This is a genomic window from Lentisphaera profundi, assembly GCF_028728065.1.
GTDB classification, from domain to species: domain Bacteria; phylum Verrucomicrobiota; class Lentisphaeria; order Lentisphaerales; family Lentisphaeraceae; genus Lentisphaera; species Lentisphaera profundi.
In genome coordinates, this window is record NZ_CP117811.1 from 2,347,081 (window position 1) to 2,363,180 (window position 16,100).

Consider the following 16,100-nt stretch of genomic DNA (forward strand, 5'->3'; position numbering starts at 1 on the left):
AGTGAAACCCGAATTACTCAGCGACTATGATCTCATCACCAAAAAGGTGAGTGAACGTGGCGGTAAACTGCAAGCCGGTATGCCTCCTGAAATTTGGAATGCAATCCACCTCAAAGTCATTAGCGAGGAACAAAATACCCCAAGTCAAGGTTCAAAAACCTACGAGTTTAATTTTGGTGAACGACCCAATAGCGAATTTTTTATTTTCTATTTCCGGCCCTTTTTCGGCGGTAAAAAAGCCGATTTCCAGATTGATATCCTCCCGGATAGCAATGCGCCTGCCAACTATACTTTAACTGACGAAAGCTCTCAAGCACGTAAAACTTATCTCCAAATCCCCAGCTCTGCCATCCCCGCAGATGGTCGCTTTTTCGTCAAGCTCAGTAATCTACATTCAGGAACAGTTAAGATTCAGCGCAACAATGGCATTCATTGTTCATATGCTAGTTCCAATTTCCAAAGCAACATCATGAAAGCTTATTTTTCTCATAATATCCACCTTGCCGTTTTCATCCTCTTAGGCATGGCCTGTGGAACGGCCTTAACTTTTGCAACGGCCACTTTCACTAGCTTCTCACTTTTTCTCATATCACTCTCAAACGCCTTCTTTGAAAACATTGCCAAAGACATGCTTTTCATGTATGAACCACCAACGAGTACGATTATTGCTTCAAAGACAATTGAAACTTTACTATGGATTGCCAAAGGTTTACAAGCTCCCCCCGTGATTGAAAACCTCGCTTATCACCGTCTTATAGAAAATAATATTTTATGGGGAACTTGGTTACCTGCTACAATTATCTATGCTCTAATCATCAGCCTATTCGGCATCTACCTCTTCAATAAAAAAGAACTTTCTATCTTAGAGGTCTAAATGAAAAAACTTTTTACACTTTTGTTCATTGGGGCTCTATTCTTTAATCAGAATTTTCTGCAGAAGAAGCAAAGCGAACAAGAAATGGTTATTCTCAATGAAGATCTGCCACCATCACTAGCGTTCACAAGTATAGCCTTAGGCCCGCTAAAGGGCATCATCACTTCTGGCTTGCTATGGCGTGCGATGGAGAAAGAAGATAAAAAAGAATACATGGAATCCTACCAACTCTCTCGCATGATCACGGCGATTCAACCACGTTACCCTTCGATCTGGACTTTCCAGGGTTTTACTCTTTCATTTAATGTAGCCGCATCCTATACCCGCCCTGATGAACGCTGGCAATGGATTTTACGCGGTATAGAACTCATGCGTGACGAAGGCCTCAAATATAATCCCGATAATGCTGAAATCCGCCACGAGATAATGCGCACCATTAAGGATAAAATTCAGCAAACGGACCAAGAAGCGATGTTCATGAAGAATGAATGGACCAAGTTGATGCTAAGCTACTTTGATGATGGCGACTACGCAGAACTCCAACGGCTTCGCAAAGCGGCTCCTAATCTTGAAGAGTTAAAACAACGCCCTTACCTAAAAGACTTGGCGTTAGTGGCGAAATCCAATGGTATTGACCTCTATGATTTCAAAGAAAACCCTCCACAACTCAACTCCAATTATATTGGCTACCTTTTTGGTGGTAAATTCCCCAGCGAAAATCAACTCGTTGCAGTCCAAGCCGCAGTTATCAATCTCTACTTTCACGACAAACGTTTACGCATTGAACAAGATTTGAATTTTGATATAAAACGTATGATCCAAGTCGATGAAACTTATGGCCCCTTTGACTGGAGGTCCCACATTGCAACGGCTCTCTATTGGGGCGCAGAAAAAGATTTAGAAAACTATACAACTGGAGGCCTAAACTACACTCGTATGACCTTAGGACTCATGCAAGATAATTTTTATGAAGGCAAAATCATTTATAATAAATCAACTGACTCATTCATTAGAACCACCCATGTCCAAGCCCTCCCAAGCGTCCACCATTTCTATGATGAACTTTTAGCCGTCGACTCTAGCCGTCGCAATAAAAAAGCACACGATTATTTTATTGAGCGCGCCGCCATTATTTGCTATAATATGAATCAGACTCAAGCTGCCAAGGAACTTTTCTCAATCTACAAATACGCTAGCGGGCAAAAAGACGCCACCTTTGAAGAATTTATTTTAGGCTCAATGATTAACACGCTCAGATCAAGTACTGTAAAAGAAACTAAGTCATTAATCGAATCTTTACTTATCTCCAGTTACAAAGCTGCTGAAGCGTTAAACCACGAAATGTCGATGGGTTCACGTAATCGAGCGATGATGATGTATCGAATTTATCAAAAGCAATACAGTAAATCCTCTAAGCGTCTGCCCAAATTTGGAGAGCTTGACCAATCCGCAAAGAAAAATCTCTATGGAGGCAATAAAAAGAAGCTTAATAATTTAGAATTACTATTCAAAACGAGTCAATCAATCAAAGCTCCCAAAGTCTCTACTGATTGTGCTCTTCCCACTGCTGAATAATGAGCTTTCCATCGCTTTGTAAACTCCGTAAGCAAGTAATAATCAGCCGAGTTTTCCTATGTTTTACAAGCTTATTAGTATTCTTACAATTTCCTTTGGCACTTATCTCTCCTTTCGGATCTTCCTTAGGTGATAAAGTTCATTCCTTTGAATGCTCCCCTTCGATTGCCTTGTTCATTCTAAGTTTTGTTTATTTATGCTTTTACCCACCAAGAAACAAAGCTTTTCAATATTTTCTAGCAAGCTCATTTTCTCTTATTAGTCTGTCCGCCTATCTTAATGGCTCCGATCTCCTTTCCTCGGCCCATCTTTTCTCCTATTTTCTTTGTCCCGTGGCTCTTGCTAGTGCTTTTAAAAACTCTCCTCATTTTCCGCTGTGGATTCCTATAAGTCTATTATTAGTAATTAATGCTTTTGTCTGTTATTTTTTTAATCAAAAAGTCGGTATACATGGCAATCAAAATTGGCTGAGTGCCGTCATTGTGACTTGCTCGATTTATTTAATTCATCATATCGGAATTCATTTCAAAGATAAACACCCGTTCACGCGAAATAAAAAAATCCTGCTCAGCCTAAGTATCTTACTTATTTTCATCCTTTGCTTGGCGGTACTCTACAAAACTCAGACCCGTGCTCTTATTCCTGCCGTGGCGGTTTCTCTATTTTATTTTATGCTGTGCCGATTTCCAAAACGTCGCATTCATCTTTGTGTCCTCAGTCTTGTCTCTATAGCTTTTTTGGCTTTCACTTTTCAAGACAAATTCTATCGCCTCAGCCTCAAAGATATTCGCCTGCCCCTGCTGAAAGATACCGCCAGCATGATTGCCGATGCCCCCTTCTTCGGCCATGGCCCAGGACAGTTCATTACCAAATTCAGCGATTACCCTAGTGACGAACTCAATATTCGTCTCCATAGTGCGCCCATCTACGAACACCCCCATAATGAAGTCTTTCACATGGCAAGCCAAGGCGGCATTCCACTCACGATCCTTTTCCTTGGTCTCTTGATTTTTCTTCTAAAAAAATCCCTTAAGAATAAGGACTTCTCCATAGACTTGGCTACTTGTATCCTTTTATTTACTCTTGGCTTACTCGATAAAAGCCTGCAACAAGGTGCCAGCCTGCTCTTATTTTATTTCTTCTTGGCTAGGGCCTTAATTCCTTATCTAAGTACAACAAATCCGTATTCAGGCTTCAAGCTTTGGCAACATCTTGGCGCCTTATTAAGTTTAGCTTTATTAACACCTGCTTTAATACAGCAGAGTCGAGCCTCATGGCATTTTAAACAAGCCGATGAGTATTCTCATACCAACGAACAAAATAAACTTAAGCAAGCCCACTACCATTTACAAAGGGCTCATCACTTAGCTCCAGAAAAAATTAACTATGCCTACCACTGTGCTCGCTTGGAGATTCATTTGGGACAACTCGAAAATGCCTGGGATAAATTAGAACCTATTATTAATAGCTATCCCTATTACAACCTTAGTCTCCATCAGCAGGGCAAACTTTTCGAAAATCTCGCCCTTCAACAACATGACCCCGCTAGCCGTACTCACTTACTCAAACAAGCTTTCCTTGCTTATGAAGCGAGTTGCAAAGATCGCCCATGGGATTTAACGCGCTATCCTGTATTTATTTCTTTGTCTCAAGAGCACTTTCCCGATAAAGAAAAGGAGATTAAAAGCACTGCTCTAAAATACTTTGAGAAAAAATATCAATTCCGTGATGAATTTTCAACTCCCACTCAAATTTTATACAAACAGTATTTAGCGGCGCTCAATACAAATGATTCGTCAAGAATCCAACAGACTTATGAACAACTTATTTATTATCTCAAACTCCCCAAAGATCCCAAGTGGCAGAAATTCTATTTGGATTCTCTAAAGCAATAGCTTGCGCCTGCAGTTTAGGTATCGCTTTGCTGAGTCCTCACGCTCTTTAGTGTGAATTAGTGCTTTTAAATAAAAAAATGGAACCACTAATCAACACTGATCTTCACTAATGTAAATAATTACTGTGATAGTCTTAAGTCCAAGTAAGCCTTGTTACAGTATAAAACCCTAGAAACTCTCAGCCCAATTCGTATAATTAGCGAAATTAGTTGTTCCATTCATAATTAAAAATTGCCCATCTCTCCGTGCCATTCCGTGCACTCCGTGGTTCAATTCTTTTATTCTTCTTCCTTTGTTTTTCCATTCAAAATTAAAAATTCAACATTTAAAATTACCCCTTCTCATCTTTCCTCCGTGCCTTTCCGTGCACTCCGTGGTTCAACTCTTTTATTCTTCTTCCTTTGCTTTTCCATTCAAAATTAAAAATTCACAATTTAAAATTATCTCCCCCCCCTATCTGTACTATCTGCTAGATCTGTGGTTCAATATCTTCACTCTCAGTCCAATTCGTATAATTAGCGAAATTCGCTGTTCCCATTCTTTTGCCCTTCATTTAAAATTATCTTTCTTTCCCGCTCAAAACAAAGAAAAATTAACTTTTTTTAAAAAAAATGTAATTAAGCTCTTGCGGTGATTCCTTTTTCTTTCTAGAATGAAAGTGTCCTAAATAACCTAAACAAAAAACAAGGAAATAAAAAATGAATAAAAAATTCACATTAATCGAACTTCTCGTTGTTGTTGCCATCATCGGTATCCTCGCAGCTATGATCCTCCCAGCTCTTGGTACGGCTCGTGATAAAGCACAGCAAAAAACTTGTACGAACAATCTCAAGCAGCTTGGTACTGCCATGGTTATGTACTTCTCTGACGGCACAGAGAATGACATCCCAACTGGTGGGACTTACATCCGTCCAGTAAACGCGGTTGCTACTGCTGGTACTATTGGTAATGTATGGGAACTCACACCCGGCACTCTTTCTTGTAACGCTAAACGTGAGGGGATAAATGACTCCGACGGAAAAGTCTACATCGACTGTGAAAATGTAAGCGGAGGTCCTTTCTCTTCACTTGAAGACCCGCAAACTCGTATTGCTACAGACGGCCTCGTAGCTGGCGCTAGTGATGATGGCTCTGATATCCACTCTTCAGGTAAAAAAGCTAACGTTCTTGCTGGCGACGGTCACGTAGAGCCAACAAACGGTGGCTGGCAACAAGTTGATACTGAGCTCTAATTCTAAAGTCATTTAGAATTTAAGTTTCAATAAGCTTGTCTCTTCGGAGGCAAGCTTTTTTTTTGTGCCTATAACTAAGTGGACGTACTATCTACTGAGCTTACGGCTCCTGACCTGAGTTAACGCTTCGCGCTGAGTTAAAAGTTCTTTTAGTGTGTATTAGCGCCTATTAGTGGTTCCTATCTTATCCTCCTCTTATCCTCCATTTAGAATTCATAATTAAAAATTGCCCTTACTGCATTCGTATAATTAGCGAAATTCGCTGTTCCCATTCCAAATTCAGAATTAAACATTACTCCTACCCATCTGTGTAAATCCTATAAATTAGTGGACAGCTATCTTCCAGTTATCAGCACCTCTAAGTATTAATTTTCTATTAAATAACAATCTTCTCATTGACAAGTAAGAAAAATTTCATTACAATCAAATTATGAAAAAATTAAAATTCACACTTATTGAACTACTCGTCGTCATTGCTATTATCGGAATTTTAGCATCAATGATCCTCCCCAATCTTGCCAAAGCACGCGACAAAGCCAAGCAAGCAAATTGTAAGAATAATTTAAAAAGTTTAGGAACGGCATTTCGTATCTATTTTTCAGACCAGCCCAATGAAATGATACCCGATGTCGCTACAAAAACAAACCTAAACTCCACTCACCTTTGGGTGACAACTTTTGATCTCCCAGAGGAATTTCTCTCTTGCGCTGCAAGTAAAAATGGCAATGGCTCCCAAAACTACCACAATATCACCACAGGGAATAGGCAATGGGGTGATTTGCTTACTGATAATGATTCAATTATCTTTGAGGATCGTGTCACACACAAATTTGGTGATAACGTCAACAAACTCTACCCTGATGGTCATGTGGAGTCTGGAGTTGCTAGCCCCTAATAGAACTTATTCAAAAGCATATTTGAGTCGTGGCATTAATTTCAATATACTATCACGAATAAAACCCTCTCCCAAGAGCTGTGTCCAATGGCGCTTAGGCTTATCGCAACTCTCTATATAAGTATTTATTGCATCCCTCTCTAAATCAAAGAGCTGCCTTTTCTCTACATCATATACAGTTATTTTGTCGTCTACTGTAGAAACTAAAGTATTGTAACGAATATCTATATAATCATTACCCTTAAGTCGATAATTATGATTGAGTGGGTAAGCCGTATATTTATCTCCACAAGTCAGCTTGAGCATTGGGTTCACCACCCAATCCCCAGAGAATAGCTCTATATGATCAATACTACCCATTTCACTATATTGATGGCCGACGAAATAGAGTGTTTTCGACCCTTGGTAATTTGCTAAAGATGACTTCATTGCCTCTAATGAATCATCTTGGATCTGAGTCCATTTCTTCCAGTGAAAACTTATCCCTACTATGCTAATAAATAGACAGGCAAAGACTAGATAAAACTTTTTATTATTTAAAAACGACAAGCCATAGACCAAGACTAAACAAGAAAATATATTGGTTCTATTTCCTAAGTTAAAGGCTATATTAGGATAACGACCCGTGATCGCAAACATGCCAAAGCTAATGCACATAATGAGGACTAAGGCAAGAAGTAAATCCTTATCTAATTTTATTTTCATCTCTGTACAGCATGAAATTTTCTTTCGGTATTTATAAAGCACTATACAGATTAGACTGACTAAAAGCGTTAAAATGAAGCTCTCCTGATAACTGTAATAGAGCTTCAAGAAAAACGAGGGCCCCATAAGGGCGTCTATACAACTTAAGATTTGCATCAAGACCTGCTTACACAAGTGTACGAAGCCAGTCCCTTCAGGGATCCTCTGTATTCCCACATTCATTATTTTTGTCGTATACAAGTAATAAAGGGTATAAACAAAATTAGGCACGTACAGAATCAAGCTTTCTCGCCATGACATCTTTCTCCACGCTAAAAAGGTCAAAGCAATTGCTGGCGCTGGCGATCCATAGCTAATAAAACTTCCCATGATTGCAAAAGCTAGGGCATAGCCCTTATGCTTTTTTTCTAATAAATAATAAGCATAGAGGTACATCGAGATCGTCACCATCAAATATTGGCTTAAAAACCAATAGACTGTCGCTTCATGCGATGGGTAGAAAATAAACAGAAAAGAAATTAAAAGAGCGCGCTTCTCTTCCATGAAAAGAGAGAAAAAACGAGCACACATATGAAGACAAGCAATGACGTAAAAAATCTTCATTACATTCAGCAACCAATAACTCTCTTCTGTACAGAAATAATAAAAAATGACATGTGTCACTTGCTCAAAGGGTAGACTTAGAAAAGAATTACTTAATTCAAAAGCTTCAATAAATGAGGCTTTGCTTTCTTGATGCAGGATAAAAGAATAATCATCCGAGTACACCCCTGTACCTGCAAGTAAGGCGATTATAACACAGGATAGAATAATAAATAATTTTCTAGTAGACATATCTAAACTTTTTTCACTAGGGCGAATAAGGATAAACCAAAAGGAAAAGTCCCTTTCATTGACAAATAAGAATTTTCCAGATACAGCACTTGACTGAGTAATTTATTGAGCCATTTATGGGGAAGTTCCACATCGGATTTCATGGCGCCTCGGCGAGATTTCTTTCTAATGAGCCGAAGCATGGCCGCTAGAGGAAATAAAAAACAATTGCGGTAAGAAAGTAGCTGAATCTCGAAGCCCTCCGCTAACAATAGATTTTTTAATTCTTCTTTACGAAAACGATGTACGACATGCACCGCCTTATCATGGGAACTTTTTAAAATGGGAAAAGCGGGTAAATTTAACAACAACAATCCATCTCGGCTCATGACTCGGTATAATTCACCTAAGGCTTGGCGACGTTCTTCTTCGTCATCAAAACAATCTAACACATCACAACTTACGATTGTATCAAAAGTCTCATCGCCAAAGGGCAAGTCCCTTATATCTCCTTTCACTAAGCTATTTGCCACCTTGGCACTTGCTAAGTCTAAGGCTTGCTCGGAAAAATCTAAGCCCACGGCATTGGCATCATTCAGTAGCTTGAGAAACTGTCCCGTCCCACAGCCCACATCTAAAAGTTTTGCATGATTTGAGGGGATGAAATTCAACAAGCAATCATGAAGCCCTTTATACCACCAATGCTCGGCTTCCACCTGAGCCATAGTCACATACTCTTGCTCTTCCATTAGTTTTTATCCCAGCTTTGGCGTACAATAAACTGTGGTGTTTTATTAATAGTCATAAATAATGAACCCACATACTCTCCGATTAGACCCAACATAAGCAATTGCACACCAGAAAAAAGCATGACTGCAATCATCAAGGACGCCCATCCCAAGGGCATACTCGGATTCACTGATTTCTCATAGAAAGTAATCAGTGAAAAAACAAGTGCACCTAAATTGATCACAAGCCCCAAATAAGTACACATTCGCAAAGGCAAGACCGAAAAATTGATAAACATATTAAGCCATAAGCGCACGAGTTTTTTCAAGGTATAACCAGACTCACCCTCACCGCGATCCGCATGATCAACTTGCACTTTTGCAATGCGCTTGGTGCTTCTTAAAACTAAGCCATCAAGATAGGGATAGGGACCATCATATTTAATGATTTCATCAATTAGAAAACGATTAATACATTTAAAGCTTGATAAATAAAGATCCTTAGGTTTTTTAAGTAAAGCACAAGCAACGAAATCATTAAATTGACTGCCTAGGTTCCTAAACCAATGATGCTTTTTTTTCTGATAATAGGAATAGACCACATCAGCTTCACTTGCTTCCATTTTATTGACTAAAGACAAAACCGTATGTGGTGGATTCTGGAAGTCATCATCCATAATAATGGCGCAATCACCCTTAACTTGGTGCAAGCCCGCGAGAACCGCACTATGCTCGCCAAAATTACGGGCTAATTCTACATAAGTGATAATCTCGGGATTGTCTTTTTGTAAGCTCAAACAAACTTGATGACTATTATCTGGACTACAGTCATTAACCAAGACCACTTGAAATAAACGCTCCTTAAGATGTTTACGCAATTCATCAAAGAGGCCTACAATCGAGCTCTCTCCATTGTATACTGGTATAACTATACTTATATTCAATTTTATCTACTTTTTTATTTTGACTAGAAGCCAAAATATACCACGACAAGCCACATAAAACCCCTCCAAGTTATGCCCTTTTTTGCTAAGCTTAAACAAAAAATCCATATTTTCATACTTCTCATCGTACTCTGTACCATGGGCTCTGTGATCTATAATCATCTTGATGAACTTAAGCAACTGCCTAAACTCTCTATAGAGCTCTATTTTTTCGCAAGTTTATCTCTTTTATTGATCATTTTTAGCAATGGTTATATCTACGATAGCCTAACACAAATTCCCTCATCTAAATTATCTTTTAAGGAATCATGGCACCTAGCCATGGGCACCTCCTTTGGGAATTTATTTGGACCTCCTAAATCAGGTTTAGCCCTGCGTGCCTTCATCTTAAAAAAGAAAGGCTTCCCTTACCCATCCTATATAGCGCTCACTCTTGTGGTTTTAATTTTAGCGACTGCCATACAAGTTTCTCTTGCGAGCCTAAGTTTTTGTTTTATGAAAGCTATTCCTCAAGAACTACTCAAGGTCTTTTACCTTTGCATCGCCTTGAGCAGCCTCTGCTTCATAACTCTTTGCCTTCATCGTCATATTAAAAAAATCCACTTAAAAAAATTCCCTTTTAGCCAAGAGATTAGCCAAGCTTTTAGTGATATAATTTCACGAAAACGCCCACTACTAAAGGCAATAGCTTTCACTGTTTTCAACACTCTTGTCGGTGCCCTGTTTTTTTATATTCTTTTAGATTTTTTCAATTCCGCTCTCCCCTTCACTCATTGCCTACTTATTTTCTCTTTATCTGGCTTACTCACGGCCTTGGCCATCACCCCTGGCGCTATAGGATTTTTCGAAGCTCCCGCACTCTTTTTTAGCCATGTTTTTCACATCCCCCAAGGCTCCATGATTGCTTGCCTGATTATCTATCGCATGTTTGAGCTTGGCCTCTCATTATTTTTTGGCGGCTTTAGCTGCACGAGATTTTATCGCCAAGGCTTTAATATCATGAAAAAGTCAGTCCCTGATAAGAAAGAAATACCTCATCAGGCTCTTGATTAGAATTATTTAAATCAAAATCTCCTTAGCTCAAGTCGATTTTTAAGCTTTGTCCCTTTACACTAAATTATCATTATTTTTATTATCATTTATTATGACTTACGATCTCATCACCATCACCTGGAACTCAGAAAAAACACTACAGCGCACACTCGACTCCGTAGCCGCTCAGAAACAAGCGCCTCATCGCTATATTTTCATCGATGGTGGATCCGAAGATAATACCTGTAAAATTATTGAACAGTTCAAGACTGCTCACCCCGCAATTGATGTGATTTTAGAACAACAAAGGGCCAAAGGGATTTCTCAAGCCTGGAACCAGGCGCTGCCCTACTTGCAATCCGAACTCGTGGCTTTGCTCAATAGTGATGATTGGTGGTTGGATGATACCATGTCCCGCGTGCTTCATCACTTCAACAACGATCCAAGCAGCGATATTCTCTCGGGCTCCATCCTTTACACCCAAAACGAAAATGACCCCGCCCCCAAATTAATGAGAACGAGGTCATTGAAACTCTTTCCAGTGCTGATGCCGATCATGCATCCCGCCTGCTTTATCAAAAAATCAGTCTATGATGAAATTGGTGGCTTTGACGAAGAACTCAAGACTTCGATGGATTACGACTTCATCTATCGTTGCTTAAACGCTAAATGCCACTTTAAAAGTGTTAACGAAGTCTTCACCTATATGCAAGCCGGCGGTATGGCCAACGCCAATCGCATTCGTGCTCGACAAGAAACGCGTGATGTAGCGCTCAAGCACGGCCCTCTTTGTATACCGCGAGTTGCCTATCTAGCCAGAGTTTTAAGGAATCGGTGAATCAACATGAATGATATCTCCCTGCCGTCTTTTCAAAAATAGCTTCAAATGCTTTTTAAAAAGTCCTATTAAGCCCACTTGCTGCCCACGAATCGAGGTGATGGGCACATCCGAAATTTCGATTAAACGATTGATGTAAGGAATATATAAAGCATTGATGAGTACGTTTTTATTCGTTCCGACAAAATACGTACTAAGGTGACAGTCAAACTCCCTCATATTAAGTTGCTTTAATCCGTGAAAATGGTAGAACAGGAGAGCTTGTGTGTCCACTACCACTGCCTCACTCACTATCTCCAAATGATAATTACCCGCATTCCAAGGGGCTAAATTAGCACCAGGATGAGTAATGATTTTCACACCGTCAAAAGTGCTTGGCCAAGTATCCAAATATTTTTGATCCGCAAAACGATCATCCTCATGTTTATCATAACACCACTCAATACATTTCTCCCGCCACTCATTCAAGCATTTCAGCCCTTCATCGTTATACTTCCAAGTAATCCAGCCAACGTTATAGACTCCATTTTTAACTGCCCCCTTTTTCAGCATACCTTCTGTATAATTGTGGGGTATAATCGCAATATTGGCATCCCCAATTTCCTCAAAAACCTTTTCAAATGAATCAAAAAAATAAAGATCTGCATCTAAGTAAGTAATGCTTCCTATATTTTCTCCTGTAGCTAAGACATAAAGAGGTAGACAGGGACTCATTGTGAAAAAATATTCAACGCGACTACGGCTTGATTCACATTTTTTAAGTTGAGGATCAAAAATTTCAAGCTCTTCTAAGCGAACTAATTTAACATGACGCAAATTCCGCTCTAGCATTGACTCATAACATTTATCCGACAAGCAAAGTACCCAAAGAGTAAACTCATCGCCATGTTCACTCAATGACTTATAGAGTAACAGACCCCTCGACAGAAAATTATGATCAAAATAGGTACACAAATGTCGCATAACTAATCTTTCCGCCGATAAATAAAACCTTTGCAATTAAACCCGCTAGTACTTTCTGGTGAGTCATACTGCGCTATCAGATCAAAATAAGGTTCTAAAAAAGTATGTACGGAAGCTTCGGTCAATAACCGTAAGGGATAACTAGCAGGATAGATTTTTGATGAGACCTTTTGTATTGCAATCCGCTCTTGTGTACTCGGCGAAAACAATGTCCGATCGAGACAAATGAAGCGACAGCGTGTAGCCATTGCTTGCTCCAGAATTTCCCAAGGGTTTTCGAGATACTGCAGAACACTGCTCATCAAAATGATATCAACCTTATGCACATCTGCAAATGCCCTAGAAAATTTCAAGCGATCCGTCACAAACTCCGCGTTTCCACATTCGACAAATTTTTCTTGTTCGATAACGGTCCAACGATGATCTATAGATTCTAGCCAGTCTCGGTAATAATAATAGGAACAACCGAGTGCGCCCCCAAAATCGACCACGTGCAGTTTATTGTCTTCCACCGCGCGTAAAACCGTGCAAAGTACTGGCCAAGAGTACGGAATTTCATCTAGTAACACCGAGTCTCTTTCTGCCACTCGATGTCCATCGCGTACTTGCCACATCGCTTCACGTACTTTCTGAAAAATATTTTGACTATCATAACCACCACTAGCACGCGTGGCATCTTCCCAAGAAGAATAATGACCCTTAATCGAATAAGCTGCCATCAAGCGCTGCAGTGCGACTGTCACGAACGGAGGCAAAACTTTTTTTATCAAAGCTTTCATTAAATTTTATTCTTTGCCGTTGGTGTGAATTTAGATAAAACAAAACGTTTAAGCCTCGATGTGAAGCTGCTATAGCCGCCTAAATGTTTTGCCACAATGCCCCTAGCATAAGCATCTTCTTGCAACTCTCGAGGAAAATAACTTATGGGCTCCTTGCGCAAACTCACATCAAATTCTGCTAGCGATGGACAGTGAACCCCCGTACCATCTACACCTATATTATGCACTAAGCTAATACCCGGATAAAGACCCAGTTTATTGTGTAGAAAAGTTGATGCATACCAACGTATTGCCCATGAGTTAACATGTCCAGAAATTTGCTCCTCGAGCATTTGAGTATATCTGAAATTTCCATCCAAATCAAAGCTATTACCCAAATGATCTTTTGTTAATTTCTCTAATAAGTTTGCTCCATCGCGTTCAAACAACTCCCAACTTTCCCTCCAGGTCGCCCAACCCCAACAATCTGACATCTGTAAGAAAAAGGCTTCTGGAAGTGTTTCTTTAACTGGATACATATAAGCATTTATACTGGCGACTGCATCATCCGACTGATAACGTTCCAAACCCTCATTCATATATTTTAAAAAAAATGGTGAAGTGACCATATCATCTTCCAAAACAATCACTTTCCCATACTCATTTACGACTTTACTAACCCCCGATATAATCGACTCCGCCAGCCCTAAATTTTTTTTCTGTTCAATAATTTTAATCGACTTAAAACTATTAATTGTCTTGATATACTTTCGTACATTTTGTACTTCCTCAACCTGATCATCATTTTTAGGCGCATCCGAAAATATAATTAAATCACTCAGTGGAGCTTCAATATTCATTTTTAAGGCATCAATAGTTTGACGTGTATGATTTACACGGTTATAGACAAAAATAACTATGGGTGCATAACTAGGCATATTTATTTATCCACATTTTGGATGACTTGTGTAACTTCACTTGCATCGCTAGAGAATGACGTTTGAAATTTTTGCCGTGAACTAGTTTCATACAGTGACCTTCTCTACGAGCATGACATTATTTAAATATAAATTATTGTTCTTGGGCAATAATAGGCTCATGAATAAAGTCATAATATTCAAGGGTGCTATCAGTAGTAAAGTCAAAAGTAAATTCAACCACTTCATTTTTGGAAATAATCCATATACATAAGCAATAAATAACTGTGCACAGGTTTCAAAGGCTGTTCCACTCTTATGGGCTTGAAGTATTTTAAAGCCATGTTTTTCAAGCAATGATATTATCCCATAAGATGAGTACCTAGCAAAATCATGAGGTACTTCATGCTCTTCCCAAGCAAAAGGAATGGTAAACAAAAGTTTCCCTCCTGGTTTTAGCACCCTATGGAGCTCCTCCAGAATTTGCTCTAGGTTAAATATATGTTCAAAAACCTCGGAAGCAAAAAGGGCATCTACACTCGATTCCTCGAAGGGTATTTTTTTGCCATCATAATAAATTTTCCCTTCTTGTTCTTCACACTCATGACCACTCTCTGCATAATCGAGCCCCGTATAAGTAGCTACATTAAACAATTCCTTGTAGGGCATAGCTCCACAACCGAAATCAATAAGATCTCCCTTTAATTCATGGCTGAGTAGCTTAAGTTTTTTATGCAGTCCATTACGTACGAAATAAAAAGGATTTATAAATAAGCCTAAAAAACTAGGCAAAAATAGCTCTCTATGATACAAGTTTCTGAGTTGTTTTTTCAATGATGCCCTAACGTTTAGTTTATATTGACTGTGTAAGCTTAAATATTGAATTCGTTTCACGATTAATCAACTAAGCTGTAAGATGAGTGCAATGTACTCATATGGCCTGATCAAGAAATGACAATCCTTGTCGAGGGGCGGGGGGGGATGAAGCCCCATAAAACCAATAACTGCGTTATCTACCTAATCGTGGATCCGTTTTGATTGTAGTTTTAAAGCGTATAATTAAATTACTCATCACATTTTCTGCTCATCACATTTAAAATAATCAGCTTAAGCGTAACCGCCCAAACCTTAAATAAATTTTGGGGTAAATAGGGCCAAGGACAGGCTAGTACAAGAAAGCTAGTCCTATATATCGGATTGATCGGACACTTCTTCGAAAATAAGCGCCACAGAAAATCCAGTAAATTTTCCGCCCCTTTTTCAGGGTGATGGTAACCAGATATTGAGCTATCCGAATAAAGTCGGAAGGCTTCATCCGTCTTCAATTTATATCCCTTCGTGAATGCCCTCATAGTAAATTCGTAATCCGATAAGTAATGCGGTAGCAAGCGGGGATAAAAACCCCCTATCGCTAGGAAGTCTTCAAGCTTTAATATGAGTCCGCGAGTCGAAAGACAATTAATTTCTGATGCTTCTTTCGCTTGCTTAAAGGAAAACTGTCGCCAATCAACATGCACGCCGGCATCAATTTTCTCGCGACTTTTTTTGCAGTAGGCCTCGGCCAAAAATAGGCTATTAGGCTCTAAGCCCTGCACGCCCATGGCAAAAAAATCACTTGTTAATTCTACATCATTATTTAAAAAAATGACTAAGTCATTGTCATTAACGCTATTGGATTGAAAATATTTGTAGGATTGATGTAGCGAGCCACCCCACCACAAGTTGCCCTGCCCTTGAAGCAGAATACTATCCGGAAAATATTCCTGGCATAATGAAAGTGATTCATCCGTTGATCCATCATCAACTAAAATGAGCTGAAAATTCTCGTAACTTTGAGCTTTTAGACTCTCTAAAAATTCTCGGGAAACTCCATTAAAAAATGGTAGCACCACATATAGTTTTGAGCTTTTAACTTCATTCATTTATTTAAC

The 16,100-nt window shown here is 39.2% G+C and carries 15 protein-coding genes; 7 read left to right on the plus strand and 8 right to left on the minus strand.

The features are described from left to right. The first annotated feature begins 1 nt into the window (after nucleotide 1). The 5 genes from PQO03_RS09500 (at nucleotide 2) to PQO03_RS22105 (ending at nucleotide 6,471) form a co-directional block, all read left to right on the plus strand. Complete coding sequence (locus PQO03_RS09500) at nucleotides 2-874, plus strand: hypothetical protein (RefSeq protein ID WP_274149860.1); 873 nt, start codon at nucleotides 2-4, stop codon at nucleotides 872-874. Continuing rightward, on the plus strand, nucleotides 875-2,449 hold the full coding sequence (locus PQO03_RS09505; RefSeq protein WP_274149862.1) for a hypothetical protein: 1,575 nt from the start codon (nucleotides 875-877) through the stop codon (nucleotides 2,447-2,449). It begins immediately after the preceding gene. A 482-nt stretch (nucleotides 2,450-2,931) separates the two neighbouring features. Further along, complete coding sequence (locus PQO03_RS09510; protein ID WP_274149865.1) at nucleotides 2,932-4,344, plus strand: O-antigen ligase family protein; 1,413 nt, start codon at nucleotides 2,932-2,934, stop codon at nucleotides 4,342-4,344. 698 nt (nucleotides 4,345-5,042) lie between these two features. Next, nucleotides 5,043-5,576: a type II secretion system protein gene (locus PQO03_RS21995; RefSeq protein WP_337993432.1), complete on the plus strand. Its 534-nt coding sequence runs from the start codon at nucleotides 5,043-5,045 to the stop codon at nucleotides 5,574-5,576. Between the two features lie 430 nt (nucleotides 5,577-6,006). Further along, on the plus strand, nucleotides 6,007-6,471 hold the full coding sequence (locus PQO03_RS22105; protein ID WP_420792836.1) for a type II secretion system protein: 465 nt from the start codon (nucleotides 6,007-6,009) through the stop codon (nucleotides 6,469-6,471). Between the two features lie 6 nt (nucleotides 6,472-6,477). Here PQO03_RS22105 and PQO03_RS09525 read toward each other — a convergent pair whose 3' ends face one another. Genes PQO03_RS09525 through PQO03_RS09535 form a run of 3 tightly spaced genes read right to left on the minus strand, consistent with a single transcriptional unit; the run spans nucleotide 6,478 to nucleotide 9,661 of the window. Next, complete coding sequence (locus PQO03_RS09525) at nucleotides 6,478-8,010, minus strand: hypothetical protein (RefSeq protein ID WP_274149866.1); 1,533 nt, start codon at nucleotides 8,008-8,010, stop codon at nucleotides 6,478-6,480. 2 nt (nucleotides 8,011-8,012) lie between these two features. Further along, a complete protein-coding gene (locus PQO03_RS09530; protein WP_274149868.1) occupies nucleotides 8,013-8,738 on the minus strand; it encodes a class I SAM-dependent methyltransferase in 726 nt (241 codons plus the stop codon). Then, complete coding sequence (locus tag PQO03_RS09535; RefSeq protein ID WP_274149869.1) at nucleotides 8,738-9,661, minus strand: glycosyltransferase family 2 protein; 924 nt, start codon at nucleotides 9,659-9,661, stop codon at nucleotides 8,738-8,740. Before PQO03_RS09535 ends, PQO03_RS09530 begins: the two co-directional genes overlap by 1 nt. Nucleotides 9,662-9,733: 72 nt before the next feature. Here PQO03_RS09535 and PQO03_RS09540 point away from each other — a divergent pair, with 72 nt between their 5' ends. Next, nucleotides 9,734-10,714 (plus strand): lysylphosphatidylglycerol synthase transmembrane domain-containing protein, encoded by a 981-nt coding sequence (locus PQO03_RS09540; protein WP_274149870.1) that lies wholly within the window; start codon nucleotides 9,734-9,736, stop codon nucleotides 10,712-10,714. 91 nt (nucleotides 10,715-10,805) lie between these two features. Further along, entirely contained in the window at nucleotides 10,806-11,531 is a 726-nt protein-coding gene (locus tag PQO03_RS09545) for a glycosyltransferase (protein WP_274149871.1), read from the plus strand. On the opposite strand, the gene PQO03_RS09550 is transcribed toward PQO03_RS09545, so the two are convergent. The 5 genes from PQO03_RS09550 to PQO03_RS09570 all read right to left on the minus strand — a co-directional run bounded on the left by PQO03_RS09550 (nucleotide 11,517) and on the right by PQO03_RS09570 (nucleotide 16,091). Further along, the gene (locus PQO03_RS09550; RefSeq protein ID WP_274149873.1) at nucleotides 11,517-12,362 is read right to left on the minus strand and encodes a hypothetical protein; all 846 of its coding nucleotides are present in this window, start codon (nucleotides 12,360-12,362) and stop codon (nucleotides 11,517-11,519) included. The genes PQO03_RS09545 and PQO03_RS09550 overlap by 15 nt on opposite strands. A 134-nt stretch (nucleotides 12,363-12,496) precedes the next feature. Continuing rightward, nucleotides 12,497-13,273 (minus strand): methyltransferase, TIGR04325 family, encoded by a 777-nt coding sequence (locus PQO03_RS09555; RefSeq protein WP_274149875.1) that lies wholly within the window; start codon nucleotides 13,271-13,273, stop codon nucleotides 12,497-12,499. After that, nucleotides 13,273-14,190 carry a glycosyltransferase family A protein gene (locus PQO03_RS09560; protein ID WP_274149877.1) on the minus strand — a complete coding sequence of 306 codons (918 nt, stop codon included), beginning with the start codon at nucleotides 14,188-14,190 and terminating at the stop codon, nucleotides 13,273-13,275. Before PQO03_RS09560 ends, PQO03_RS09555 begins: the two co-directional genes overlap by 1 nt. Before the next feature lie 87 nt (nucleotides 14,191-14,277). Continuing rightward, entirely contained in the window at nucleotides 14,278-14,961 is a 684-nt protein-coding gene (locus PQO03_RS09565; RefSeq protein ID WP_274149879.1) for a class I SAM-dependent methyltransferase, read from the minus strand. A 272-nt stretch (nucleotides 14,962-15,233) separates the two neighbouring features. After that, nucleotides 15,234-16,091 (minus strand): glycosyltransferase family 2 protein, encoded by an 858-nt coding sequence (locus tag PQO03_RS09570; RefSeq protein ID WP_274149881.1) that lies wholly within the window; start codon nucleotides 16,089-16,091, stop codon nucleotides 15,234-15,236. Between the last annotated feature and the right edge of the window lie 9 nt (nucleotides 16,092-16,100).

Excerpts from the sequence above, each read along its gene's own strand:
- PQO03_RS09505 (WP_274149862.1), top strand. The coding sequence starts at position 875 with ATGAAAAAACTTTTTACACTTTTGTTCATTGGGGCTCTATTCTTTAAT.
- PQO03_RS21995 (WP_337993432.1), top strand. The coding sequence starts at position 5,043 with ATGAATAAAAAATTCACATTAATCGAACTTCTCGTTGTTGTTGCCATC.
- PQO03_RS22105 (WP_420792836.1), top strand. The coding sequence starts at position 6,007 with ATGAAAAAATTAAAATTCACACTTATTGAACTACTCGTCGTCATTGCT.
- PQO03_RS09525 (WP_274149866.1), bottom strand. The coding sequence starts at position 8,010 with ATGTCTACTAGAAAATTATTTATTATTCTATCCTGTGTTATAATCGCC.
- PQO03_RS09530 (WP_274149868.1), bottom strand. The coding sequence starts at position 8,738 with ATGGAAGAGCAAGAGTATGTGACTATGGCTCAGGTGGAAGCCGAGCAT.
- PQO03_RS09540 (WP_274149870.1), top strand. The coding sequence starts at position 9,734 with ATGCCCTTTTTTGCTAAGCTTAAACAAAAAATCCATATTTTCATACTT.
- PQO03_RS09545 (WP_274149871.1), top strand. The coding sequence starts at position 10,806 with ATGACTTACGATCTCATCACCATCACCTGGAACTCAGAAAAAACACTA.
- PQO03_RS09550 (WP_274149873.1), bottom strand. The coding sequence starts at position 12,362 with ATGCTAGAGCGGAATTTGCGTCATGTTAAATTAGTTCGCTTAGAAGAG.
- PQO03_RS09555 (WP_274149875.1), bottom strand. The coding sequence starts at position 13,273 with ATGAAAGCTTTGATAAAAAAAGTTTTGCCTCCGTTCGTGACAGTCGCA.
- PQO03_RS09560 (WP_274149877.1), bottom strand. The coding sequence starts at position 14,190 with ATGCCTAGTTATGCACCCATAGTTATTTTTGTCTATAACCGTGTAAAT.
- PQO03_RS09570 (WP_274149881.1), bottom strand. The coding sequence starts at position 16,091 with ATGAATGAAGTTAAAAGCTCAAAACTATATGTGGTGCTACCATTTTTT.